Raw genomic sequence first — 23,169 nt, 5'->3', positions numbered from 1 at the left:
TATGAAATACTTACCTTTTAAACTGCTGGTGCTCTGTATTTTGTTGCCGGCTGTGCTGACGGGTATTTCCATTCAGGCGCTGGAAAGCTATCTCACCTATCGGTATGCCAAAGATATTGAGAATATCTACATCGGTGATATGACGCTGCTGCTGGATGGTTCCCGTCAACTCAGGGATGTTGTCAATACAAACATCAGCCGATATCTTGAACAGAAGGCATTGCCTTTCTGGGCCGCTGAAACTGAGGTGCTCGTTTCATCCAAGGCGGGCACCATCCTATATCCGCCTGTTTTTATGGGGGTGGAGACCTCCATTCTTCCCAAGGACAATTTGACCATCGCAAGAGAGAACTATGCCCTTATCAATGAGGGTATGGTGGTTGCGGTTAATGTGCGTTTGGGGATTGACGGCCTCATTTCCTGGATTATTTTCACGTTCTTTATTTTAATTGCCGTCGCGGTGCTATATCGGTTTTACCGTACCGGCATCAAAAGGGCGGGAGATGAGGAAAATCAAAAAAATCAGACGATCGAGATGCTTAAAGCCAAGGAGGAGATGCTTGGCAGTGAGCTTGATTCGCTGGTGAACGAACGCGTGAGTATCTCGGCCGAGCTGGAACGAATGAAAGCCGTGCTGAGTTCGGAAAAGGAGAAAGCCTCTCACCAGGAAGCGCAACTGTTTGATGAAATTGTCGCCCTTGATTCAAAACTTAAGGACATTACGGCGCATCAAGCGCAGCAGCTGAAGGAAATTGAAGCCCTCAGGGAAAAAATAAGCGACTATGAAGCGGAGCTTAAGAAAGAAGAGCGTCAAAAGACGAAAGAGGCGGACTCGATTGCCAAGCGATTTAGGGTGATTTATAAAAACCTCATAATCCATGATCGCGCGATTGATGGATTTGTTGGCCTTTCGGAGGATATGCGGATCAAGGCGGAGGAGGTGATTCACCGGTTAAACGATGAGCCCGAACAAGTGGTCATCAAACGAAAAGTGTTTATCAGGAAAGGGCGTGAAACCGTACTTGAAGTCCTGTTTTCCTATAACGGGCGGCTGTATTTCAGAAGAACAAAAAGCCAGGAGATTGAAATTCTCATCATCGGCACCAAAAATACACAAGTAAAGGACCTTGAATATATTGACCATGTGACCCGAAAGTCGATCATGGATCCCTCCTAACGGCATTCCCTCTTATTTCAAATCCCGCGTTTGGCATCACCACCGGCAGGCTGTAGAGAATTAAGACGCACCTGTGGGGAAACACATCACCCCCCATCGTTTGTTGTAATCATATGATAACAATACACTAATTAAAGAATTTCCCATTCCGCCAGCTGGAAAAACCAACCTGTTGCTGAATTATACTACAGTGATCGGATCCGCGACCAAAGGATGCTAAAAGGGTTCGCAATAATGTTTATGCTTATAATTACAATAGGTTTAAAATTGTTTGGGTATAACTTATGAGTTTGGCATTTGTCTTGCTGATTATAGAGCTAACATTACAACAATACCAACAAAGGAGAAAAGAGATGGCTGAGAAAATGAATGAGAGCAAACGGAGTCACATCGGTTTTGGGTCAACCTATCTTCGGGGGGGCGCTTCGGAGGCTCGAGGTGGTATTCATTCCGTTTTAGGCGGGCAGGTATGGACGGTAAAACCGGATAAAGACGCGGCGGCCAAGAACCCGTGTGTCTGGATGCAAGCCGGTATTGTTGATTTCAAGAGCTGTAATAATTTTTATGATTGCCCCACCTGTAAATATGATCAGGGCATGTTAAGCCAGGTTGCAAGGGGAAAACAGATCAGCTGGCAAACCGCCATGAGAAAGAAGCCGGATCTTCAAAGACTTTGCCGGCACAGTCTGACGCAACGAATTGCCAGCCGCGTGTGCGCCTATGACTATCAGTGCGGGCATTGCGACTTTGACCAGTTTTTTGAGGATGTATTATCGCCGGGGATTGGTACTCATGCCTGCGAAGTGGGACATGTGCGGGGGTTTGCCGTTCCGTATGGTCACTATTTTCATATGGGCCATACCTGGGCGCGCATTGAAAGCGGCGGTGCGATCCGTGTCGGGTTGGATGATTTTGCCTCTAAATTATTAGGTAAGGCCGATGCCATGGAATTGCCCTTGCTCGGATACAGCCTGGAGCAAAGTCGTCCGGGATTCGGCCTGAAACGAAAGGGCCATGCCGCTGAAGTGATTTCTCCGCTGGGCGGGGTTGTGACGGCCGTGAACGGAAAGGTCAGGGAAACTCCTGGCTTGGCCGGCGAGTCGCCCTATGAGAACGGTTGGTTGTTTATGCTGCACACCCCGAATGTCAAAAAGGCGATAGACACTCTCATGGACAGCAGCGAGAGCATGAAGTGGCTCGGCACGGAAGTGGATTGCCTGGAAAAAATGATCGAAGAGGTTGCCGGCCCCTTGGCGGCTGACGGCGGGCTTCTTACGAATGATATCTTTGGCGCGCTGCCTGAACTGGGATGGGATCGCTTAACCAAAAAATTTCTTAAATCCGGAAAATAGGATGCGTTGATAAAATATACCAATTGGCAACGACGGTTAATTTGACATCGAAAATCCTTTTCGCGGGGCAGGGAACCGGGGGTAGGGCTATGGGATCAATCAATCAGAAAGAAAATAAATTCGGCGATTCGGCCCAGTGCTTATGGATGCAGGCCGGCGTGGTCAGGAAGCGTTACTGTTGTCTTGACTATAATTGTCCGGCGTGCCGGTTTGATCGAATGCTTCGGCGGGTGGCTGATCAGAACCAGCGATTGCGTCAGCACGGCATCGAACCCCTGGGCCGGATCGGCACCATTGTGGGGTGGCGGGAAAAACTGAAAACATTGCCGCAAACCCGGCAGCCTTGTATTCATCATCTTAAGGGGCGCATCGAATTTCGACCGTGCACGCAAGCCTATCGGTGTTCGGACTGTGATTTTGATCAGTATTTTCAGGACCAGTTTTCCGTATACGCTGATATTCGTCCGGTAGAAGTCATGGCCATCGAGGGCATACAGGTGCCTCAAGGGTATTATTTGCATCAGGGGCATACCTGGGCAAAACTTGAAGAGGGGGGAGCGGTCCGTGTGGGCCTGGATGATTTTGCGAGGCGCATATTGGGGCCATTGGATCAAATTATGACGCCCCTCATGGGACAACGGGTATGCCAGGGTGCCCCGGCGATCAGGGTGCAGCGGGGGCAGCTTCAGGCCGAACTGGTTTCTCCCGTCAGCGGGGTTGTGACGGAAATTAATCCGGGCTTAAGAACCAAGGGGACCACGGCGCATGCGGCCCCCTACACGGACGGCTGGGTGCTGCGGCTGCACCCCGATTCGTTGCGCGAAGAGATTAAAACGTTAATGATCGGCAGCGATACGGCGGCGTTTTATGATCAGGAAGTAAGCCGTTTATATCAAGTGATAGAAGAAAGCGTCGGCCCGATGGCGACGGACGGCGGGTACTTGGGGGATGATATCAGCGGGAATTTGCCGCAAATGGATTGGCAACGGGTCATGCGGTTATTATTTCGAACCCGGTGATGGTGTTTTCCCCATTCGTTTCATTTCATCCGAGAGAAGCACCTTACAGTAACGGCACAGGTGCTCCGATTTTCTGTCAACGTCTGCCTCGGTGCGGCAGTAGTGCATGATGCAGGTGGGATCACTGCAATGGCGCAAATTGAATGTGTGCCCCAATTCGTGAATGATTTCCTTTCCCAAACGGGCTTGAAAGGCTGAGTCGGCCGACAAAGAGGGCAGGGATTTGTTTAACCGGAATACGGAGATGATGCAGGCCCGGCCTTTGAGTTGGGCTTCTCCATATACATAGGTCAGAATGGGAATATACAGATCCACCTTGACAATGGCCGCCACCTTGATTGCCCATGGCGGCGCCTTCGCGGCGAGTTGTTCAAGCACGGGGGTGCTGTGATATTGTCTGCGTTCGGCATTCCAGGCAAAAGTGATATCGTTTAGAATCGGGTGCGGCGTTGCCGGAATTCCGAAGTGCTTGAAAATGGTTTCGCACAGGCCATCCACCATCGGTTGATCGAAATCGCCGATGGGAGATACCGCAATGCTATGTTCATTCGCGGGCGCGATCAAGGGGCCTTCCGAATGGCATAGCGTTTGATCTTACTGTAGAGGGTGGATCTGTCGATATCGAGAATCTTGGCGCTTTTTAAAATGTTCCAATCGGTTTTCTTTAATATGTCTTCAATATGGGCCTTTTCTATTTCCTTCAGGCTGCCGGTGTTTGCGCTAACGGAAGGTGATGCGCAGATGATGGGCAGATGTGCCGGTTCAATCACATGCGACTTGCAGACCACGACCGCCCGTTCAATGGCGTTTTCCAATTCCCTCACGTTTCCCGGCCATTCATAAAGCATCAGCTCATCCATGGCCGCGCGGCTTATTTTTTCGACCGATTTATTGATTTCCATCGCGTACCGGAAGAGAAAATGCTCGGCCAAAAGCGGTATGTCCTCTTTTCTGCGTCGCAGGCTCGGCATGATAAAGGAGAAGACATTGAGGCGGTAGAACAGATCCTCTCTGAAAATGCCTTCTTCAATGGCTTTCTCCAGATTCCGGTTGGTGGCGGCAATCACGCGAAAATCCGCTTCAATGGGTTGCGTGCCCCCGACGCGATAAAAGACGCGATCTTCCAGAACGCGCAGTAGGTCGATTTGCATGCGCATACCGATTTCCCCGATTTCATCTAAAAAGAGGGTGCCCCCATGGGCCAATTCCAAGCGGCCCTTTTTGGTTTCCTTGGCATCCGTAAATGCGCCTTTTTGATGGCCGAAGAGTTCGCTTTCCATCAGGTGCTCGGGAATGGCGCCGCAATTGACCGTGACAAACGGGCCGTCGACACGATGACTTCGCGTGTGAATCGCTTTTGCGGCCAGTCCTTTGCCGGTGCCGGTTTCTCCTGTAATCAGCACCGTACTGTCCGCGGAAGCAACCGCGCAGATAAGATCAAAGACCTCCTGCATGGCGCCGGATTGGCCGATCATGCTTTCAAACCGGGCGCGCTCCTTTACTTGTTCCCGCAAAAATTGATTTTCTCGGTTTTGGGCTTGAATTTTTAAAACCTTTTCAATCAGAACACCCAGCTCGTCCGGATCAAAGGGCTTTAACAGATAATCTTGCGCACCGTTTTTCATCGCGTCAATGGCAGTGGCGATGGAACCGTAAGCCGTGATCATGACCACGGCCGTTTCCGATTCACTTTCCTTGATGCGTTTTAATACTTCGAGTCCACTCATGCCTTCCATTTTGATGTCGAGCAAGAGGATATCGAACTGCTTCTCTTTAAAAACCGCCAAGCCCTCTTCCCCGCTTGGGGCGGTTCGGACATAGTGACCGTCCCGCTCCAGCCAGCCGGCCAGCGATTCACGCATCACCAATTCATCATCAACGATTAAAATATTTGCCTTGCTCATGGTGATCTCTCCATCCCCTGGGATAATTGTGTATTTTTTAACGGCACCAACTCGGGGGTATCCTTTAGGGTTTTAGGCCCTTCAAAAGGCAGCGTCACTGAGAATGTCGTTCCCTTACCCGACTTGGATCGAACCTCTATAACACCCCCATGGTCCTGAATGATGCCATAAACGACCGACAGGCCGAGACCGACGCCCTTTCCCTTTTTCTTTGTCGTGTAAAATGGTTCAAAAAGCCGGGACATGTTTTCCTTTTCGATGCCGATGCCGGTATCCCGGAAAAGGGCTTCCACGCTTTTTCCATTTTTCCCCGAACGGGTTTCAATGAAGAGTGTTCCGCTGTCTAAAAATTCCATTGCTTCCACGGCGTTGGAAATAAAGTTCATAAAGACTTGTTGTAGCTGGTCCTCCGAGCCGATGATATCCGGCAAGGCGGAATCCAATCGTTTTTCCACCTTTACGCGACCCAGTTTCAATAGATTAACATTAATCAGCAGTGTTTTTTCGATAATACGATTTAAATTCAGGCGGGTGAGCTCCATTTTGGATTGGCGGGAGAATGCCAGCAGATTGGAAACAATGCGGCTCGTGCGCCGGGTTTCGGTCTCCATGAGTTTCAGATAATCTTGAATCTTGCGAATGTTTAACTGGCTCGGTTCATCTTCTTCCAGAATGCGGCGAACGAGAAGGGTCAGGTTTAAAATGCCCGCCATGGGATTGTTGATTTCATGGACCACGGAGGCGGCCAGTTTTCCGAGGGATGCCATTTTGTCCTGATGAAGCAGCTTGGCATGAATTTCCTTTAGTTCCCGGGTTCGTTCCATAACCATTTGCTCAAGTTGCTGAGTAATTTCCTCCTCTTCGCGCTTGCGTTGCGTGATGTCATGGCTGATATGAATGAATTTTTGGATTTTTCCGCTTTTTTCCCATATGGGATAAACGGTTATCTCATAATACTTTTTTTCACCGGTCTTGCGGGTATGGGTTCTTAACCGGCCTACCGGCCGCTTGTTTTTAATTACATCCGTTAATGGGCAATTGATCAGTTTCTCACCGCAGACATTATCGCAATGGGGGAATATTTCATTGCATTTTCGGCCGACCACCTCTTCCAGGGTATACCCCATTTTTTTCAGAAACGACTCATTGGCTTCCAATATTTCAAGATTCGGAGAGATGAGTAAAATAAAGTCCTGAATTCCATTGATAATGGTTTCCATCGCTTTTTTTTGTTCTCTGAGCTGTCGTTCTTCTCGTCCGATGATATTCCAGAACAGATTAAAAACATTATGGGACAGAATGCGGATATGCGGGGGGCGCGTGTTTAAAATATCATTAAAAACCTGCGGTTCGGGGGTCAGGAGAATAATCAGGTCGATATGGTATTCGGAAGAATACAGCGAATGGTAATCATCAAACACCAGCAATCCGAGCTGTTCAGCCAGTTGTCGGCCGGGTCGTGTCGGATCCGGCTCGGCAACGGCTAAAATCGGTGCCCCGATATCCTGTCGCTGATCCTTATCGTGCGCTCTTTTCAAAAGCTCTCGGCATACTTCGTCGCCGCCGACAATCGCGATATTAATTGACGAGGGAGGGCCACTGTTCATTTTTGGCTCCTAATATGAGTTTCCGTTTGAAAACTTTTTGATCGTTTTTTGAGCCGAGCTGTGGCAACAAGGTTGGTATTTGAATATCGAATGAAAATTCAAATGGTTCAAAATGTAGCACGACCCATTGATGGTTTCAAGCGTCATTTATCGATGCAATGCCCCACCGGCGGCACTTTCAGCGGTTTTTTCCCTTGACTAAAAACATGGCATACAATATAGGTTAACAAAAGAAATAAATCTGATTCATAAAATTAGCGGCGATATAAAAACAGGCGCTTAATAAATTATATTCCAAATATAATCAAAAACTTCCCCACTTATTAGCTAAGGAGAAAGCCATGCCTGAAAATGTCGTTGGGTCCGTGATGGTGGTGGGTGGCGGCATCGCCGGGATGCAGTCTGCTCTCGACCTGGCCAACGCCGGCTACTATGTTTACCTTGTGGAAAAATCGTCCGCTATCGGCGGAATGATGTCCCAACTCGACAAGACGTTTCCGACCAACGACTGCGCGATGTGAATTATTTCACCGAAACTGGTCGAGGTCGGCCGGCATCTGAACATCGAGTTATTGACGAATTCCGAATTATTGGCGCTTGACGGCCGTCCCGGACAATTTACCGCCCGGGTAAAACAACAGCCCCGTTTTATCGATCTTGAAAAATGTACGAGCTGCGGTGAATGCGCCAAGGTTTGTCCGGTGGAACTGCCCAACGGCTATGACGAAGGGCTTTCACTGAAAAAGGCGGCCTATAAGCAATATCCTCAGGCGATTCCCGGCGCATTTGCTATTCAAAAGACCGATAAGGCCCCCTGTCGGCTGGCGTGTCCGGCTGGTTTGAACGTTCAGGGGTATGTCCAGATGGTCAAACAGGGTAAATACAAGGAAGCCCTTCAGATCATCATGGAAGATCTGCCGTTGCCTGGTGTGCTGGGCCGAATTTGCCCGCACGGCTGCGAAGACGCCTGTCGCAGATGTGAGGTGGACGCCCCTGTGGCAATTCGCGATCTGAAACGGCTGGCCGCGGATCAGTTTGATCCTCGCCGGATAGCCATTAAGTGTCTGCCGGAACGACCGGAAAAAGTGGCGATTATCGGGTCCGGGCCTGCCGGGCTTTCCGCTGCCTACCATCTGGCGCGAAAAGGGGTCAAGAGTGTTATATACGAGGCGCTTTCCGAAGCGGGCGGCATGCTGCGCGTGGGGATTCCGGATCACCGGCTGCCAAGACACATTCTGGATAGAGAGATTGAGGTCATCACCAACCTCGGGGTTGAGATCAAATGCAATACCCCCTTGGGACCGGAGCTGACCATCGATCATATGCTGGGAAACGGGTATAAAGCTGTGTATCTGGCCCTGGGCGCCCATAAAGGAATCGAATTGGGTGTTCCCGGAGAACAGGCGGAGGGGGTTCGTCAGGGGGTGGACTTTCTGCGGGAAGTGAACCTGGCCGGAAAAGCACCGGTGGGCGTGAAGGTGGCGATCATTGGCGGCGGAAACGTGGCGGTGGACGTGTCCAGGGCCGCGTTGCGCCTGGGCGCTGAAAACGTGACCATTCTCTATCGGCGAACCCGTGCCGAGATGCCTGCATGGGAAGAGGAATTGCAGGCGGCTGAAGCCGAAGGCGTCGCTATCGAATACCTGGTCGCGCCTCAGCAGATATTATCAAGCGATGGTCGGGTGACGGGCCTGCGATGCATCAAAATGGAACTGACCGAGCCTGACTCATCCGGACGAAAACGACCGGTTCCGATTCCCGGCAGCGAGTTTGATTTGGCCGTGGATCAGATTATTCCGGCCATTGGTCAGCGGCCGGATTTATCGGCCATTGAAGAGGTGGCCGGAATCAAATTGACCCGTTACGGCACCACGGATGTTGATCCCGTGACGTATGCCACGGGCCGTGAAGGCGTCTTTGCCGGCGGCGATGTGCAGACCGGGCCCTGGGTGGCCATCGGCGCTATCGCGGCGGGCCGTGAAGCCGCGGAATCGATTGTTCGGTTTTTGGATGGAAAGGATATGGCTGAGGGGAGAGAAGCGATCGTCAATGAATCTCCCGACTACCGGCCGATTCCGGAAGGTATTGCCAAAGCGTCGCGGGCCGCCATGCCCCATAGGCCGGTGGCCGATCGAACCGGCAATTTTCAGGAAGTAGAACTCGGCTATACCGAGGCGGACGGACAGACTGAAGCAGGCCGATGCCTGAACTGCGGGTATTGCAGCGAATGTTATCAGTGCGTGGATGCGTGCCTGGCTAATGCGGTCTGCCATGATCAAACCGTTCAGGAAAAGGAAATAGCCGTTGGTTCCGTCATTCTCTGTCCGGGAAGCGACCCCTATGATCCTTCCTTCTTTGATGAAAACTATCATTACAAAACCCATCCCAATGTTCTGACCAGTCTGGAGTTTGAGCGCATCTTAAGCGCATCCGGGCCCACCATGGGCCATCTGGTGCGGCCCTCGGACCATACGGAACCCAAACGAATCGCCTGGTTGCAGTGTGTTGGCAGCAGGGACACGAACCGGTGCGGCAACGGGTATTGCTCTTCGGTCTGCTGCATGTATGCCATTAAAGATGCCATGATCGCCAAGGAGCATTCCGAGGTGGCGCTCGATTGCACCATCTTTAACATGGACATTCGAACCTTCGGCAAGGATTATGAAGCCTACTACAACCGGGCTCAAAAAGACGCCGGTATTAATTTCGTCAAGGCGCGAATTCATACGGTGGATCCCATCGGGGGAAGTGATGATCTGCGCCTTCGCTACGTGGATGACGCCGGCGCGTTGAAAGAAGAGATCTTCAGCATGGTCATTCTTTCCGTCGGCTTGCAGGTTACGCCGGAGACGGTGACGCTTGCCAAGCGGCTCAATATTGAATTGGATAAATATAATTTTGCAAAAACCGATCCCTTTTCGCCGGTGGAAACCTCTCGACCCGGTGTTTATGCCTGCGGAATCTTCAGCGGTCCCAAAGACATTCCCAGCTCCGTCATGGAGGCCAGTGCGGCCGCCAGCGCCGCGGGCGCCTGCCTAGCGGCGGGTCGCAACACCCTCACGGTTTTGCCGCCGATTATCCATGAAATCGATGTGACCCATGAACCGCCGCGTGTCGGCGTGTTTGTCTGCAATTGCGGTATCAATATCGCCGGCGTAGTGGATGTGGAATCTGTTCGAGCGTATGCGGCGTCGCTGCCGTATGTTGTTTTTGCCGGTCAAAACCTGTTTACCTGCAGCCAGGATTCTCAGGAAAAGCTAAAGGAGCTCATTAAGGAGCATCGTCTGAACCGGATCGTGGTATCGGCATGCAGTCCCAAGACGCATGAGCCCATCTTTATGGAGACGCTGGAGGCTTGTGGTCTTAACCGCTATCTCTTTGAGATGGCCAATATTCGAAACCAGGATTCATGGGTGCATATGGATGATCCGGTGCTTGCCACGGAAAAGGCAAAAGTACTGGTTCGAATGGCGGTGGCCCGGGCCGTGACGCTTAAGCAGCTCTGGGATAAGAAAATTCCGGTCAACCAGCGGGCGCTGGTCATCGGGGGCGGCGTAGCCGGCATGAATGCCGCATTGAACCTCGCGGACCAGGGCTTTGAAACCGTGCTGCTGGAAAAGGAAGACAAACTCGGCGGACTGGCCAGAAAACTAAAGGCCACCATTGAAGGCGCGGACATACAAAAACATCTGGCGGATCTGGCCAACAAGGTCATGACGAATTCAAAGATTCAGGTGCTGACGCGGGCGTTGGTGGTCGGTTTCGGCGGATACAAAGGCAATTTTACCACTGAGGTGTTGGTGGGCCCCGGCATGTACGAGCGAAAAATCGAGCATGGCGCGGTTGTCATCGCGACGGGCGCACACGAGTACACCCCCAAGGAATACGCATACGGAGAGGATTCGCGGGTCGTTACGCAGATCGAGCTGGCGCAAAAGCTTTCGGAGCCGGGTGCCACCGATGATCTTAATCAGGTTGTCATGATTCAGTGCATCGGCTCCAGAAATGAAGAGCGGCCCAATTGTTCGCGCGTATGTTGTCAGACCGCGATTAAAAACGCGTTGCATATTAAGGAAATGAATCCTGACACACAAGTGTATATTCTGTATCGGGATATCCGGACATATGGCCTTCTGGAAGATTATTACACGCAAGCGCGGGAAAAGGGCGTTCTTTTCTTCCGCTTTGATCCGGAGGACCCGCCCCGGGTGGAGCCAACGGAAGCCGGCATGCAGGTGACCTTCACGGATCATGTGCTGGGCCGAAAGTTGCAAGTGGATAGCGACTTATTAGTCCTTAGCGCGGGCGTGGTGCCGGAGGACACCGAAGAGCTTTCTTCCATCATGAAGCTTGCGCGTAACAGCGAGGGCTATTTTGTGGAAGCGCATGTGAAGCTAAGACCTGTGGATATGGCCACGGAAGGCATCTTTGTGTGCGGAACGGCTCATAGTCCCAAGCTGATATCGGAATCCATCGCGCAGGCCCTGGCCGCATCGGCTCGTGCCGCGACTTTCCTGGCCAAGGAAGAGTTGACCCTGTCCGCGGTGACGGCCGTGGTGGATCAGGAAAAATGCGCAAGCTGTCTGGTGTGTGTCCGATCTTGTCCGTTTGGCGTGCCCAGAATCAATGAGGAAGGCGTCAGCGAAATCGATCCGGCCCTGTGCCAGGGTTGTGGTGTCTGCACCGCGGAATGCCCGGCCAAAGCCATTGAACTCAACTGGTATGAGGATGATCAAATTCTCAGCAAAGTGGAAGCATTACTGGAGGGCGTGTTATGAGCCAGGATTTTAAGCCGATCATCATCGCATTTTGCTGCAATTATTGAGGGTATTCCGCTGCGGACCTGGCAGGTTCGATGAGGCTTAAATACCCGGCGAGTGTGAAAATCGTACGTGTTCCCTGTACCGGCAAGGTGGATGTGATTCATCTGCTGAAGGCTTTTGAAAAAGGGGCGGACGGGGCTTATGTGGTCGGATGCATGGAAGGGGACTGCCATTTTAACCAGGGCAATTTCAGGGCGCGAAAGCGGGTTGAGCAGGTGCGGGCCATATTGAATACCATCGGAATCGGTGGGGATCGTGTCGAGATGTATAATCTGTCATCCAGCGAAGGCCCCTTGTTTGTGAAATACGCGCAGGAAATGCATGCGCGGATTATCAAATTGGGCCCCAACCCGATCAAACTGGCCGCGACGGCTTCGGTTTCAGGACTGAAACAAAACAGCCCAGCGATGGCTGCGGGGGCTGTATAAGCTGTATAAGATGATAAAGCGGGTTAACTTTTTCACCCTTCACACTTCTTCAATGAGAGGGTCTGCCCTATGATAGTAGCTGATAAGAAGCCGATCGAAGAGATCATTGAACAGATTCAAAACCATGAGCGCATTTTAATTTTGGGTTGCAATGAATGCGTAACGGTGTGTGAAGCCGGCGGGAAAAAAGAGGTCGGTGTGCTGGCTTCCGCGTTGAGAATGTACTTTATGAACCAGGGCAAACAAAAGTCGATTGATGAAAGGACCCTGGAGCGGCAGTGCGATCATGAGTATTTGGAAGAGCTTCGGGATTCGGTGGATAATTACGACGCCGTCGTTTCCATCGCCTGCGGTGTCGGGGTTCAGTTTATGGCTGAAAAATACCATAGCTTGCCGGTATATCCTGGGGTGAACACCTGTTTTATGGGGGTTACGGAAAAGCGGGGTCTCTGGAGCGAGCGCTGTCAGGGGTGCGGCCAGTGTATTTTGGCCTCAACCGGCGGCATATGTCCGGTATCCAGATGTGCCAAACGAATACTCAATGGCCCCTGCGGCGGATCTTCCAAAGGCAAGTGCGAACTGCGAAGTGATACCGAGTGCGCATGGCAATTGATAGTGGACCGCTTAAAGGCGTTGGGCAGGCTGGACGACTATGAAAAACTGGCGCCCCTGAAGGATTGGTCGAAAGATCGGGCAGGGGGCCCCCGGAAAGTTGCGAGGGAGGATGTGCAGGAATGAGCGTAAACACACCGAGCAAGCTTGAAAAAATCCTCAGGGCGGGGCACTTGGCCGTGACTTCCGAATGCGGGCCGCCGCGTGGCAGTGACCCCAAGGAAATCATGGAGAAGGCGGAACTGATTAAAAATCATGTGGACGCCATCAATATCACGGACAATCAAACATCCATGACCCGAATGTGCAGCCTGGCAGCCTGCATTCGTTTAAAGCTTATGGGCCTGGAGCCTGTGCTTCAGATGGTGACCCGGGACCGGAACCGGATTGCCATTCAAAGTGATATTCTCGGCGCGGCATCGTTTGACATTCATAACATGTTATGCCTTTCCGGCGACCATCAATCGTTCGGGGATTGCCCCACCGGTCAGAATGTTCACGATCTGGACTCCATGCAATTGATTCAGACCGTCCGGCATATGCGGGATGAAGGCAAGTTTCTGGGAGGGGACGAGATTCACAGACCGCCGCAAATGTTTGTGGGGTGTGCGGCCAATCCGTTTGCGGATCCTTTTGAAATCAGGGTGCCGCGACTTGCCAAGAAAATCGCGGCAGGTGCCGAGTTTATTCAAACCCAATGCATTTACAATCTCGATCGGTTCGAAGAATGGATGAGACTGGCGCGTGACCGGGGGCTTCATGAAAAAACCTTTATTCTGGCCGGCTTGACGCCGTTTAAATCCGCCGGCATGGCGCGCTATATGAAAAACAAGGTGCCCGGAATGGATGTGCCCGATGACGTCGTCAAGCGACTGGCCGGCGTTCCCAAGGAAAAACAGGCCGAAGAAGGAATTAAGATTTGCATTGAATCCATTGAACGCTTAAAAGAGTGTAAAGGCGTCTCTGGGTTTCATATCATGGCCATAGAATGGGAACAGAAGGTGCCCGAGATTGTGGAAGCGGCCGGCTTGTATCCTAGACCGGCGGTTGATTAGGGCTTGCGGATTGTGACCGACAGGTGGTTTGCCCATAAGGTATGAGCAAGGCTGCTGCTGAGGTTTACATCTGCCAATTGAGCGGAAAGGAGGACACATGGCCGAAAAAAAACGTATCCTGGTTGTGGATGACGAACCGGATTTTGCGTCGATTGTTCAGGGGAATTTGGAAAAGGAAGGGTTTGCCGTAGAGGTTGCTTACAACGGGAATGAGGGAATCGAAAAAGTCAAAGCCAATCCGCCGGATGCCATCGTGCTGGACGTCATGATGCCTGAAAAGGATGGCTATGAGATGTGCGCGGAACTGAAAAGGGATGCGAAGTATTCGGATATTCCCATTTTGATGCTTACCGCGGTTGCCTCCCACATTAGTTCCACCCGGTATTCTCACCACGGCGGGATGAGTATGGAAGCCGATGATTATTTGCCGAAACCGGCATCCGCTGCGGATATTACCGAGAGCATCAAGCGATTGGTCAATATGAAATAGATATCATTCATCAATCCCCGGGGTGTTTTGGCCGATATCCGGCGCGGGTACCGGCCAAGACATCCGAAGTGCCGCTAAGACTGCATGGCTCGGCTGAGCCGGCTAAAAGATTACCTTAATCCGTTAGCTCAAAGGAGATTCTTATGTCATCCGGTGTCCTTAAAATCAAACCGGGTCAAAAAAACATCTTTCAGCAAAAGGTCATGCAGTTGTTGCCCGATGGCGGCAACCTGAATATGTGCCTTACCTGCGGTGCCTGTGCATCCGGATGTCCCGCATCCGGTTTGGAAGATATGGATCCCCGAAAATTGTTGCGTATGGCTGCGCTGGGACTCGACGACGAGATTCTCAGTACGCAATGGGCCTGGATGTGTACCATGTGCCAGCGCTGTATTCGGGTCTGTCCGATGAAAATTGATATTCCCCAACTGGTGTTGAACATTCGCAACCACTGGGCAAAGGATAACCAACCCAAAGGTATTAGGTCTTCCTGTGATGTGGCCCTGAAAAATGATACGTGCAGCGCCATGGGGGCATCGGAAGAAGACTGGCGGTTTGTCGTCGCGGATGTGCTTGAAGAGGTTCGGGAAAACCAGCCCGGATTTGAGGCGCTTGAAGCACCTATGGATAAAAAGGGTGCCTATTTTTTTCTCAATCAGAATTCGCGCGAACCGGTAACGGAACCGGACGAAATGGTGCCGTTGTGGAAGATTCTGCATTTGGCCGGAGCGGACTGGACCTATGGTTCCAAGGGATGGGCAGCTGAAAATTATTGTATGTTCTGTGCGGACTTTGAAAGCTGGGAGCATATCGTCCGAGTAAAGGCAAAGGCAGTGGACGATCTGGGGTGCAAGGTCTGGCTCAATACGGAGTGAGGGCACGAATTTTTTGCAGTCCGGGTCGGACTGAAACGGTTCAACATTCCGCATCAATTTGAAATCAAAAGCATCATCGAATACTACGCCCAATGGATTCGTGAAGGGAAACTCAAGGTCAACGCTGACTGGAACCGGGAATTGAGAATTAAATTCACGGTTCAGGATCCCTGCCAGTTGGTTCGAAAATCCCTGGGAGATCCCATCGCGGAAGATCTTCGGTTTGTGGTGAAATCGGTTGTCGGTGAAGAGAATTTCGTGGATATGACGCCGAACTTCAGCAATAATTTTTGCTGCGGGGGCGGGGGCGGCTTTTTACAGGCAGGGCTTCCGGAAGCACGCCGGCATTATGGAAGAAGAAAATTCGAACAGATCAAGGAAACCGGCGCTGTTTACTGCATCACGCCATGCCATAACTGCCATGCTCAGATTCACGATTTAAGCGAGCACTTTGATGGCGGCTATCATACGGTCCATTTATGGACCCTCATCTGCCTGTCCTTGGGGGTTCTGGGCGAGAATGAAAGGGAATATTTGGGACCGGATCTTAAAGAGTTGGGGTTGTAACCGAATTGCCGATTCGGCAAACCCTTTATTGTGTGTTCGCACGCCCACATTCGATTCATACGGAATGACCACATGAAAGTGTTTTGTATCCTGAGCGATGAAAGGGCGTTTCAATCCAAATCGCCGCTTGTTTTTACCAGAGTGATGCAGCGGCTGGGGATTAAGGGAACGTACGTCCCGTTTAAGGTGGCGCCGGAGCATCTCGGGCAGGCGGTTCACAGTATCCGTATTTTAAATATGGCGGGCGCCAATATTACCGTGCCTTACAAAGAAGCAGTTATGCCTTTCATTGATGTGTTCTCCGAGGGCGCCAATATGATCGGTGCCGTCAACACCATTGTTCGCCATGGCAATGATCTGAAAGGGTACAATACCAACGCCATCGGCTTTATGGATGCGCTGAAGGAGGCTTGCTTTGATGTGAGCGGCAAGACGGCCTTGGTTTTCGGCAATGGCGGCATGGCAAAAGCGGTGGTGTTCATTCTGAACTGGCTTCAGGCGGACACCATTTATATTGCGGGACGAAATCATAAAAAAACGCTGGGTGTCATTCAGAAAATCGGCGGCCAAGCCGTCTCCATTGATACGGTGGCGGATCGGCCCCTTGATGCCGACATCGTGATCAACACGACGTCGGTTTCCATGACCGAGGAGGCCCCGGAGTTGGCGGCTATCGTCAACCGGTTGGATATTCAACATTGTCGGCTGGTGGCGGATATGAACTACGGGCGCAGTCACAGTTTCTGGGAGCAAATGGCCCTTTCCCGGCAGATTCCCTTCATGGACGGGCTGTCCACCCTCGTTCACCAGGCAAGGCGCACTTTTTTGCTCTGGACCGGCATTCAGGTGCCGCCGGAAGAGTTTCAAAAAGCACTCGAAGAGTAATTATCCGCGGCCTTGATTATCGTTTCGGCCAATATCCTACGGTAGGGAGGCCGCGCCAGGGTGTTTTTGGAAGAGCGGCAGGCTGTTTGAGCGACAGCGAGTTCCTGCCGGTCTGGAAAAAATACCCTGGCGTGGCGGAAACCATGGTCATAACCTTATTCGCTTATTTGATCGCCGGGATCAATACGGTAAAAGTAGTCCCCACCCCCGGTTCGCTTTCCACCTGAATAACGCCGTTCATGGAATCCAGCAAGCCTTTGACAATGGGTAGCCCCAGGCCGGTGCCGGTGATAAAGCGGGTTTTTTCATCCTGAACCCGATAAAACCGCTCGAAAATTTTATCCAGGTGTTTCGCCTCAATGCCGAACCCCGCGTCTTGAGCCCGGACGCGAAGGTTCACGCCGGCCTGGTCCGCAACAACTTTTATCTCCCCCCCTTCCGGGGTGTAATTAATGGCATTGGCGATGAGATTGCCGAAAATGCTCTCCAGCGCCAAGGGGTCCGAAGTAAGCGGGGAAAGGGGGGCTTTGGGAAGTTGCAAGGTTAATGACTGCCTTTTGGTTTTGGCTCTTGTGCCGAGAAAATCAACAATGCCCCTTAAAAGATCTTCAAGCTGAATGGATTTGGCTTCCTGGCAAACCGAGCCGCTTTCGATGCGCGACAAATCCAGCAGGTCACCAATCAAAGAGATCAGCCCCTGCGTCTTTTCCTTGGCTCTTGACAATAGATGCGCATCGTTTTTAGACATTTCGCCCACCATGTCGTTCATTACCAGGGCCAATTGTTCATGAATGGTCGAAAGGGGGGACCTGAGCTCATGGGAGACTTTGGCGACGAATTCCGATTTAAGCCGATCCAGCACCTTCATGGCGGTCACATCGGCAAAGTTGACGACGGTTCCGAGGCATTCCCGTTTTTCACCCAGCACGGGCCGGGCACGGGCGAGGAGATAAGTCTCGGCTGCGGATGCAAACTCATAGGTTGGAATATCGTCATAATCCACATGGCAGCCTTCGGAAATTTCCATGATTAACCGGCACATGCCTTTGTCTGAAATGTATTCTTCCACCGGTAGCCCGGTTTCTTTTTCGGGCGGTATGCCCAGATACCGGCGGCAAGCCGGATTCATCAGAACAACGCGCCCTTTGGCGTTGGTAACGAGGACACCGTTGGGAAGGGATTCGACGATGGACCGAACGCGGCTTTTTTCCGTGTCCAGATCCAGCAAGGTTCTTTGGCGGGCCAGTTCCGATTTTTCAGCCTCCATTGTCAGTCGCTGTTTTTCAAGGGCGCGGTTGATCACGATGCGCAATTGGTCCGGCTCAAAAGGCTTGGGGATAAAATCGTAGGCCCCTTTTTTCATCGCCTCAATGGCCGTTTCCACGGTGGCGTAACCGGTAATGACGATAACGAGAATGTGTTTATGCTTCAAGGTGATTTCTTTTAATACTTCCATTCCGTCCATGCCGGGCATTTTCATGTCCAGCAGCACGATGGAAACCGGCTCCCGGTCTAAAATCGCCAGGCCTTCTTCGCCACGGCTGGCGGTCAGTGCCCGGCATCCCATGCGGGAAAGAATTCTCTCGGAGCCTTCTCGAATACTTTGTTCATCATCCACGATTAAAATACACGCATTATCCAGTTGATTGACCATTCTCAACTCCTTTTTCGGTCGGTCCGGATACCGGCAATTCGATAATAAAGCTCGTTCCAACGCCGAGTTTGCTCTTGGCGTGAATGCGGCCGCCGTGGTTTTCCACAATCCCGTAGACCAGGCTTAGTCCTAAACCCGTGCCTTTGCCCTCTTCCTTGGTGGTAAAAAAAGGCTCGAAGATATGGGCCAAAATGTCGTCGGGGATTCCCGGCCCGGTGTCCGTGATTTCAATACAGATGAATTCCCCATCGGGCAACAGCGTTGTTTTTAGCGTCAACGCACCTTTGCCTTCCATGGCTTGCGCCGCGTTGAGAATGATATTCATGAACAGGTGATTGAGCTGTTGAATATCCCCCATAAGCTGCGGCAAATCCTCCGCCAATTGTTTCTCGATGGTGATGTTTTGAAACAGCGTTTGATTTTCCAAAAGGAACAGAGTTCTTAAAAGCGCACGGTTGATATCATGAGGTCGCATCATGTGCTTGGTCTGCCGTGTAAATTCAAGAAGCTCCTTGACCGTATCCCGGCAACGTTCGGCATCTTTGAGAATTCTCGTCAGATCTTCCTTGGCCGATTCGGGCAAGTCGTGTTCTTCCAGCACCAGTTTGGTAAACAAGGTGATGCCGCCCAGCGGGTTGTTCAACTGGTGGGCCACGCCGGCGGCCAATTTGCCCAAAGATGCCATTTTTTCCGCCTGCAGCAATTGAACTTGCGTTCTTTCCAATTCTTTTTTAATGCTGAGCTCATCTCGCATATCGTGGAAAAAACCGATCGTGGCCACCTCCTTATCGCCTTCGTAGATGATGGCTGCGTTCAAGCTGATGGGAATTGTTTGACCGTTTTGCCCCAGAAGGTTGACCAGATAGGACTTGAGTTTGCCCTTGCCGCCGTGGTCTTGGCTTCTGAGCTTTCGCATTACATCCCGGGCGCCGTCGCCCGGATACATATCCCGAATATTGATTTCATTGAGGGCCGTTTCAATATTATAGCCCAAAATTTCCGCCGCCGCTTCGTTGAAAATTAAGATGCGCCCGGTTTTATCCGCGGCGATAACGCTGTCCACGGCGCTTAAGATCAGGTTTTTCAGAAACGCATTGGACCGCTGGACCTCTTCTTCCAATTTGTCGAGCCGGTGCAGATCAAAGTCCATCATGACCATGGCCTCGATCCCGTTTTCACCGCGAATCGGGTAACAGGAGGCGCGATCGGTGTTCAGATTCTGTTGGAGCTTACGCTGAAAAGGATTCTTTTCGCAGGTAAATGCCGGAATGCCGGGGCAATCGTCACATGGCGCGTTGTGATTAAAAAAAACTTGATAACAGGGCTGACCGACCATATTCATTCCACGGCGCTCGCGGGAAAATCGGTTGGCAGCCAATATTTCAAACCCCGGCGAGACAACGACTATCTCCCTTTGCAACGCGTCCACGGCTTTAAGCATGTATTTTTTTTCTTTTTCCGTGCGCATGCCTGACTCCATTTTAAGATGGTAAACGGACGGCTGAACAAACGGCTGAATTTTGGGATATGTACGCATAAAGGCTTGAAAAAAGCAAACAAGAAGTGCCCCCGTTGTGTGTTTTTAATTGACAGTGGCGGGGCGCTCTCGGTAGTATGAACGTACGCTCATTTATCATTTTGATTTTATAATTGTATTTCTGAAAAACCACAGACTCACAACCCCATCGAATGCGGATGGCGATTGGCACGTTAATTTTTCAATAACCCCGTTAAGAAGGGAACTTTGCCATGGCACAGGTGATTGCAGACCGAAGGGATGTGGATTTTGTGCTTCATGAACAATTTCAGGTTGATGTATTGTGCAAAGCCGCGCAGTTCGCCGAATTTGATAAAAAGGTGGTGGATAGAATTATCGCCGAGGCGCGCAATCTGGCGATCAAGGAGCTGCTCCCCACATTGAAAATCGGCGATGAACTTGGATGCTCCTTCGATAAGGAAACCGTCTCAACCCCGGCGGAATATAAACGAGCCTGGCATTTGTTGACAGCCGGCGAATGGCTGGCGCTGACCCGGGATCCGCAGTGGGGCGGGCAGGGGATGCCCGAGGTGGTCTCCCTGGCTGCCAAGGATTATCTGATCGGCGGCAATATTGCCCTGATGATGTTTGCGGGCCTGACGCACGGGGCGGCGCGGCTCATTGAAGTTTTCGGTACGGAGCAGCAAAAGGCGATTTATTTGAAAAAAATGTATACCGGCCAGTGGACCGGCACCATGCTGTTGACGGAGGCGGAAGCCGGTTCCGATTTGGGCGCCTTGACCACCACCGCCGTGAAAAACCCGGACGGCACTTACACCATCACGGGGAACAAGATATTTATCTCCGGCGGCGAGCATGATCTCACGGAAAATATCATTCATCCGACATTGGCCAGAATCGAAGGCGCACCCGAGGGCAGCCGGGGGATTTCCCTTTTTCTCGTGCCCAAATATCTCGTCCATGACGACGGCAGTCTCGGGGCGCGAAATGATATTATTTGCACCGGCATTGAAAGAAAAATCGGGCTTCACGGCAATGCCACTTGCGCCATGGCGCTGGGCAGCCGGGGAAAATGCATCGGCACCCTGCTGGGTCAGGAAAATAAGGGCCTTGCCGCCATGTTCATCATGATGAACGAGGAACGGTTGGCGGTGGGATTACAAGCCTTATCCTGCGCCTCTTCTTCTTATCTTCATGCGCTGTCGTATGCCCGCCAGCGGATTCAGGGCGTTATGCTCGGTTCCAGGGATAAGGCCTCCGTGGCGATTGTGAATCATCCGGATGTCCGGCGCATGCTGCTGACCATGAAGATGTATGTGGAAGGCATGCGAAGTCTTCTCTATTTTGTCGGTCTATGTGAAGATAAAAAGCACATCGCCCAAAGCGAAGAACAAAAAGAAATCTATCAGGATCTTATCGATGTGTTGATTCCCGTTGCCAAGGGGTATGTATCGGATCGCGCCGTGGAGGTTTGTGATATGGGGGTTCAGGTTTTTGGTGGTTACGGGTATATTCGAGAGTATCCCGTGGGGCAATTGCTTTGCGATGTTCGGGTTTGTCCCATCTACGAAGGTACCAACGGCATTCAGGCCATGGATTTATTGGGGCGAAAGCTCGGCATGAAACAGGGCAACGCGTTTAAGCATTTGCTGGGCAGAATGCAGAAAACCATCGCCGAGGCCAAGGCCGCGGCGCCGGTAGCGGAACTGGCGGAAAAACTAACCCTCGCGGTTGGAAAGCTCGGAGAAACAGCCATGCATCTGGGGATGACGGCCATGGGGCCGGATGTGAAAAAAGCCTTTTCCTTTGCGTGCCCCTTTTTGCAGGTTATCGGCGATGTCACGATGGCCTGGATGCTGTTGTGGCGGGCCACCGTTGCCGCCCAAAAACTGGAAAAAACGGATAACAAAAGAGATATCGTTTTTTATGAGGGTCAGCTCAAATCAGCCGAATATTTTATTAAAACCGTCCTGCCGGTGACTCTCGGCCGCATGCGTGCGATCGGCGATACCTGTGGCGCCGCCGTTGAAATTTCGGATGATTCCCTGGGAGGCAAATAACTTGATTTCACCCATCACCCTGTGCAGGTCAATGCTTCCTGATGCAGACCGGCGCGGACGGCAACGGCGGTAAACCGTTGCAGGCCGACCCCCTGGTCATCGCATTGCGTGGTCACCCACTGGCACAGCTTTTCAAATGCGCGGCCGCTGAGGATTAACTCCCTGCCGGCCGAGACCCCGGACGGCAGGTCGGCTGCCCGGCCTGCCAGATAGAGGATCGCCCCGGCATTGGCGCAGACCAGATCGATACAGGCCGAATGATCCATGCCGGCGACCACCTGCATCAAGCGCACCGCTTCTTGATCCACCTTGCCCAGCGCCGCCACTTTTTCGTAGCTGCTTTTCTTCAGCCCCAGATCCTCGGGCGTTATTCGATAGGATTCGCGCGCGCCGTTGGGGAAAAATTCCTGAACAGCGGTTTCGCCCAGGGTGGAGATTTCATCCATCCCCTTTTGGCTCTCGCCATCATAGCCGTGTACCACCATGGCGCGTTGATAGCCGATGGCCTGCATGATTTGCGCTACCTTGTCCATGACGGGTTCCGCGTAAACACCGCGCAGGCCATGGGTGGGGCGGCAGGGGCTGGCCAGCGAGGCCGCGATGTTCAGGGTGGAGCCGAAGCGGATCTGGCTCAGGATTCGAAAAAGGGCACGGGGGTGAATTCTGGGGCTCATGCCGTTGAACAGACCGATGCCGGTCCGGGCAATGCTTTGGGCCACATGTTCGACGGAGCACTCCACATTGATACCCAGCGCATCCAGAATGTCGACCGTTCCGCATGTGGAGGTCAGTGCCCTGGCCCCATGCCTTGCCATGCGGACGCCGCCGGCTGCAGCCACCACCGCTGCCGCCGTACTGACGTTAAAGGTTTTGAGCGCGTCCATGCCGGTGCCGGAGTTTTCAACCAGCGGTTTGTCAGGCTCAATTTCGATTTTGCAGGTGTCCAGCGCCACAATGGCCTCCCAGACGCCTGCAATCTCTTCACTGGTTTCACCCTTGGCTGCCAGGGCAGCCAGAAAGGCGCCTTGATGCAGATCGGGTTGGCTGTTTTCCATCATCTGTTGGCACATGGCATAACAGGTTTTCCTGGAAAGATTCTGCTTTTCAATCAGCCGTTGAATGTGTTGGCCGAATTCACGCAGTGCCGATTCATGATATGACAT

At 52.0% G+C, this 23,169-nt stretch carries 17 protein-coding genes; 11 read left to right on the top strand and 6 right to left on the bottom strand.

Annotated features, from left to right (window positions below; translation table 11 throughout):
- Position 1 precedes the first annotated feature (1 nt).
- The 3 genes from RBT11_00900 (at position 2) to RBT11_00890 (ending at position 3,548) form a co-directional block, all read left to right on the top strand.
- Complete coding sequence (locus RBT11_00900) at positions 2-1,177, top strand: hypothetical protein (GenBank protein ID MDX9785313.1); 1,176 nt, start codon at positions 2-4, stop codon at positions 1,175-1,177.
- Positions 1,178-1,530: 353 nt separating this feature from the next.
- Complete coding sequence (locus tag RBT11_00895; GenBank protein ID MDX9785312.1) at positions 1,531-2,529, top strand: glycine cleavage system protein H; 999 nt, start codon at positions 1,531-1,533, stop codon at positions 2,527-2,529.
- An 89-nt stretch (positions 2,530-2,618) separates the two neighbouring features.
- On the top strand, positions 2,619-3,548 hold the full coding sequence (locus RBT11_00890; GenBank protein ID MDX9785311.1) for a glycine cleavage system protein H: 930 nt from the start codon (positions 2,619-2,621) through the stop codon (positions 3,546-3,548).
- Here RBT11_00890 and RBT11_00885 read toward each other — a convergent pair.
- Genes RBT11_00885 through RBT11_00875 form a run of 3 tightly spaced genes read right to left on the bottom strand, consistent with a single transcriptional unit; the run spans position 3,531 to position 7,059 of the window.
- Positions 3,531-4,112, bottom strand: coding sequence for an archaemetzincin (locus RBT11_00885; GenBank protein ID MDX9785310.1), 582 nt, complete (start codon positions 4,110-4,112; stop codon positions 3,531-3,533). The genes RBT11_00890 and RBT11_00885 overlap by 18 nt on opposite strands.
- Positions 4,109-5,452: a sigma-54 dependent transcriptional regulator gene (locus tag RBT11_00880; protein ID MDX9785309.1), complete on the bottom strand. Its 1,344-nt coding sequence runs from the start codon at positions 5,450-5,452 to the stop codon at positions 4,109-4,111. Before RBT11_00880 ends, RBT11_00885 begins: the two co-directional genes overlap by 4 nt.
- Entirely contained in the window at positions 5,449-7,059 is a 1,611-nt protein-coding gene (locus tag RBT11_00875; protein MDX9785308.1) for an ATP-binding protein, read from the bottom strand. Before RBT11_00875 ends, RBT11_00880 begins: the two co-directional genes overlap by 4 nt.
- Positions 7,060-7,400: 341 nt before the next feature.
- Here RBT11_00875 and RBT11_00870 point away from each other — a divergent pair, with 341 nt between their 5' ends.
- The 7 genes from RBT11_00870 to RBT11_00840 all read left to right on the top strand — a co-directional run bounded on the left by RBT11_00870 (position 7,401) and on the right by RBT11_00840 (position 16,794).
- Positions 7,401-11,837 carry an FAD-dependent oxidoreductase gene (locus RBT11_00870; GenBank protein ID MDX9785307.1) on the top strand — a complete coding sequence of 1,479 codons (4,437 nt, stop codon included), beginning with the start codon at positions 7,401-7,403 and terminating at the stop codon, positions 11,835-11,837.
- Entirely contained in the window at positions 11,834-12,310 is a 477-nt protein-coding gene (locus RBT11_00865) for a hydrogenase iron-sulfur subunit (GenBank protein ID MDX9785306.1), read from the top strand. Before RBT11_00870 ends, RBT11_00865 begins: the two co-directional genes overlap by 4 nt.
- A 69-nt stretch (positions 12,311-12,379) precedes the next feature.
- Positions 12,380-13,048, top strand: coding sequence for a methylenetetrahydrofolate reductase C-terminal domain-containing protein (locus tag RBT11_00860; protein MDX9785305.1), 669 nt, complete (start codon positions 12,380-12,382; stop codon positions 13,046-13,048).
- The gene (locus RBT11_00855) at positions 13,045-13,977 is read left to right on the top strand and encodes a methylenetetrahydrofolate reductase (protein ID MDX9785304.1); all 933 of its coding nucleotides are present in this window, start codon (positions 13,045-13,047) and stop codon (positions 13,975-13,977) included. Before RBT11_00860 ends, RBT11_00855 begins: the two co-directional genes overlap by 4 nt.
- Positions 13,978-14,074: 97 nt before the next feature.
- Entirely contained in the window at positions 14,075-14,467 is a 393-nt protein-coding gene (locus RBT11_00850) for a response regulator (GenBank protein MDX9785303.1), read from the top strand.
- A gap of 143 nt (positions 14,468-14,610) precedes the next feature.
- Entirely contained in the window at positions 14,611-15,909 is a 1,299-nt protein-coding gene (locus tag RBT11_00845; GenBank protein MDX9785302.1) for a (Fe-S)-binding protein, read from the top strand.
- A gap of 72 nt (positions 15,910-15,981) precedes the next feature.
- The gene (locus tag RBT11_00840) at positions 15,982-16,794 is read left to right on the top strand and encodes a shikimate dehydrogenase (GenBank protein ID MDX9785301.1); all 813 of its coding nucleotides are present in this window, start codon (positions 15,982-15,984) and stop codon (positions 16,792-16,794) included.
- A 163-nt stretch (positions 16,795-16,957) separates the two neighbouring features.
- Here the strand turns inward: RBT11_00840 and RBT11_00835 are convergent, their stop codons facing one another.
- Both RBT11_00835 and RBT11_00830 read right to left on the bottom strand, forming a co-directional pair.
- Positions 16,958-18,448, bottom strand: coding sequence for a response regulator (locus RBT11_00835; protein ID MDX9785300.1), 1,491 nt, complete (start codon positions 18,446-18,448; stop codon positions 16,958-16,960).
- Positions 18,429-19,916: an ATP-binding protein gene (locus RBT11_00830; protein ID MDX9785299.1), complete on the bottom strand. Its 1,488-nt coding sequence runs from the start codon at positions 19,914-19,916 to the stop codon at positions 18,429-18,431. Before RBT11_00830 ends, RBT11_00835 begins: the two co-directional genes overlap by 20 nt.
- Before the next feature lie 281 nt (positions 19,917-20,197).
- Here RBT11_00830 and RBT11_00825 point away from each other — a divergent pair, with 281 nt between their 5' ends.
- Positions 20,198-22,006 carry an acyl-CoA dehydrogenase gene (locus tag RBT11_00825; protein MDX9785298.1) on the top strand — a complete coding sequence of 603 codons (1,809 nt, stop codon included), beginning with the start codon at positions 20,198-20,200 and terminating at the stop codon, positions 22,004-22,006.
- Between the two features lie 14 nt (positions 22,007-22,020).
- On the opposite strand, the gene trpD is transcribed toward RBT11_00825, so the two are convergent.
- Positions 22,021-23,169 carry an anthranilate phosphoribosyltransferase gene (trpD, locus tag RBT11_00820; GenBank protein ID MDX9785297.1) on the bottom strand — a complete coding sequence of 383 codons (1,149 nt, stop codon included), beginning with the start codon at positions 23,167-23,169 and terminating at the stop codon, positions 22,021-22,023.

Source organism: Desulfobacterales bacterium (assembly GCA_034003325.1).
Lineage (GTDB): Bacteria > Desulfobacterota > Desulfobacteria > Desulfobacterales > JAFDDL01 > JAVEYW01.
Note: the sequence above shows the minus strand (reverse complement) of the source record. Positions and strands in the feature narration are given on the sequence as shown.

Excerpts from the sequence above, each read along its gene's own strand:
- RBT11_00900 (MDX9785313.1), top strand. The coding sequence starts at position 2 with ATGAAATACTTACCTTTTAAACTGCTGGTGCTCTGTATTTTGTTGCCG.
- RBT11_00895 (MDX9785312.1), top strand. The coding sequence starts at position 1,531 with ATGGCTGAGAAAATGAATGAGAGCAAACGGAGTCACATCGGTTTTGGG.
- RBT11_00890 (MDX9785311.1), top strand. The coding sequence starts at position 2,619 with ATGGGATCAATCAATCAGAAAGAAAATAAATTCGGCGATTCGGCCCAG.
- RBT11_00880 (MDX9785309.1), bottom strand. The coding sequence starts at position 5,452 with ATGAGCAAGGCAAATATTTTAATCGTTGATGATGAATTGGTGATGCGT.
- RBT11_00875 (MDX9785308.1), bottom strand. The coding sequence starts at position 7,059 with ATGAACAGTGGCCCTCCCTCGTCAATTAATATCGCGATTGTCGGCGGC.
- RBT11_00860 (MDX9785305.1), top strand. The coding sequence starts at position 12,380 with ATGATAGTAGCTGATAAGAAGCCGATCGAAGAGATCATTGAACAGATT.
- RBT11_00855 (MDX9785304.1), top strand. The coding sequence starts at position 13,045 with ATGAGCGTAAACACACCGAGCAAGCTTGAAAAAATCCTCAGGGCGGGG.
- RBT11_00850 (MDX9785303.1), top strand. The coding sequence starts at position 14,075 with ATGGCCGAAAAAAAACGTATCCTGGTTGTGGATGACGAACCGGATTTT.
- RBT11_00840 (MDX9785301.1), top strand. The coding sequence starts at position 15,982 with ATGAAAGTGTTTTGTATCCTGAGCGATGAAAGGGCGTTTCAATCCAAA.
- RBT11_00835 (MDX9785300.1), bottom strand. The coding sequence starts at position 18,448 with ATGGTCAATCAACTGGATAATGCGTGTATTTTAATCGTGGATGATGAA.
- RBT11_00830 (MDX9785299.1), bottom strand. The coding sequence starts at position 19,916 with ATGCGCACGGAAAAAGAAAAAAAATACATGCTTAAAGCCGTGGACGCG.
- RBT11_00825 (MDX9785298.1), top strand. The coding sequence starts at position 20,198 with ATGGCACAGGTGATTGCAGACCGAAGGGATGTGGATTTTGTGCTTCAT.
- trpD (MDX9785297.1), bottom strand. The coding sequence starts at position 23,169 with ATGTCATATCATGAATCGGCACTGCGTGAATTCGGCCAACACATTCAA.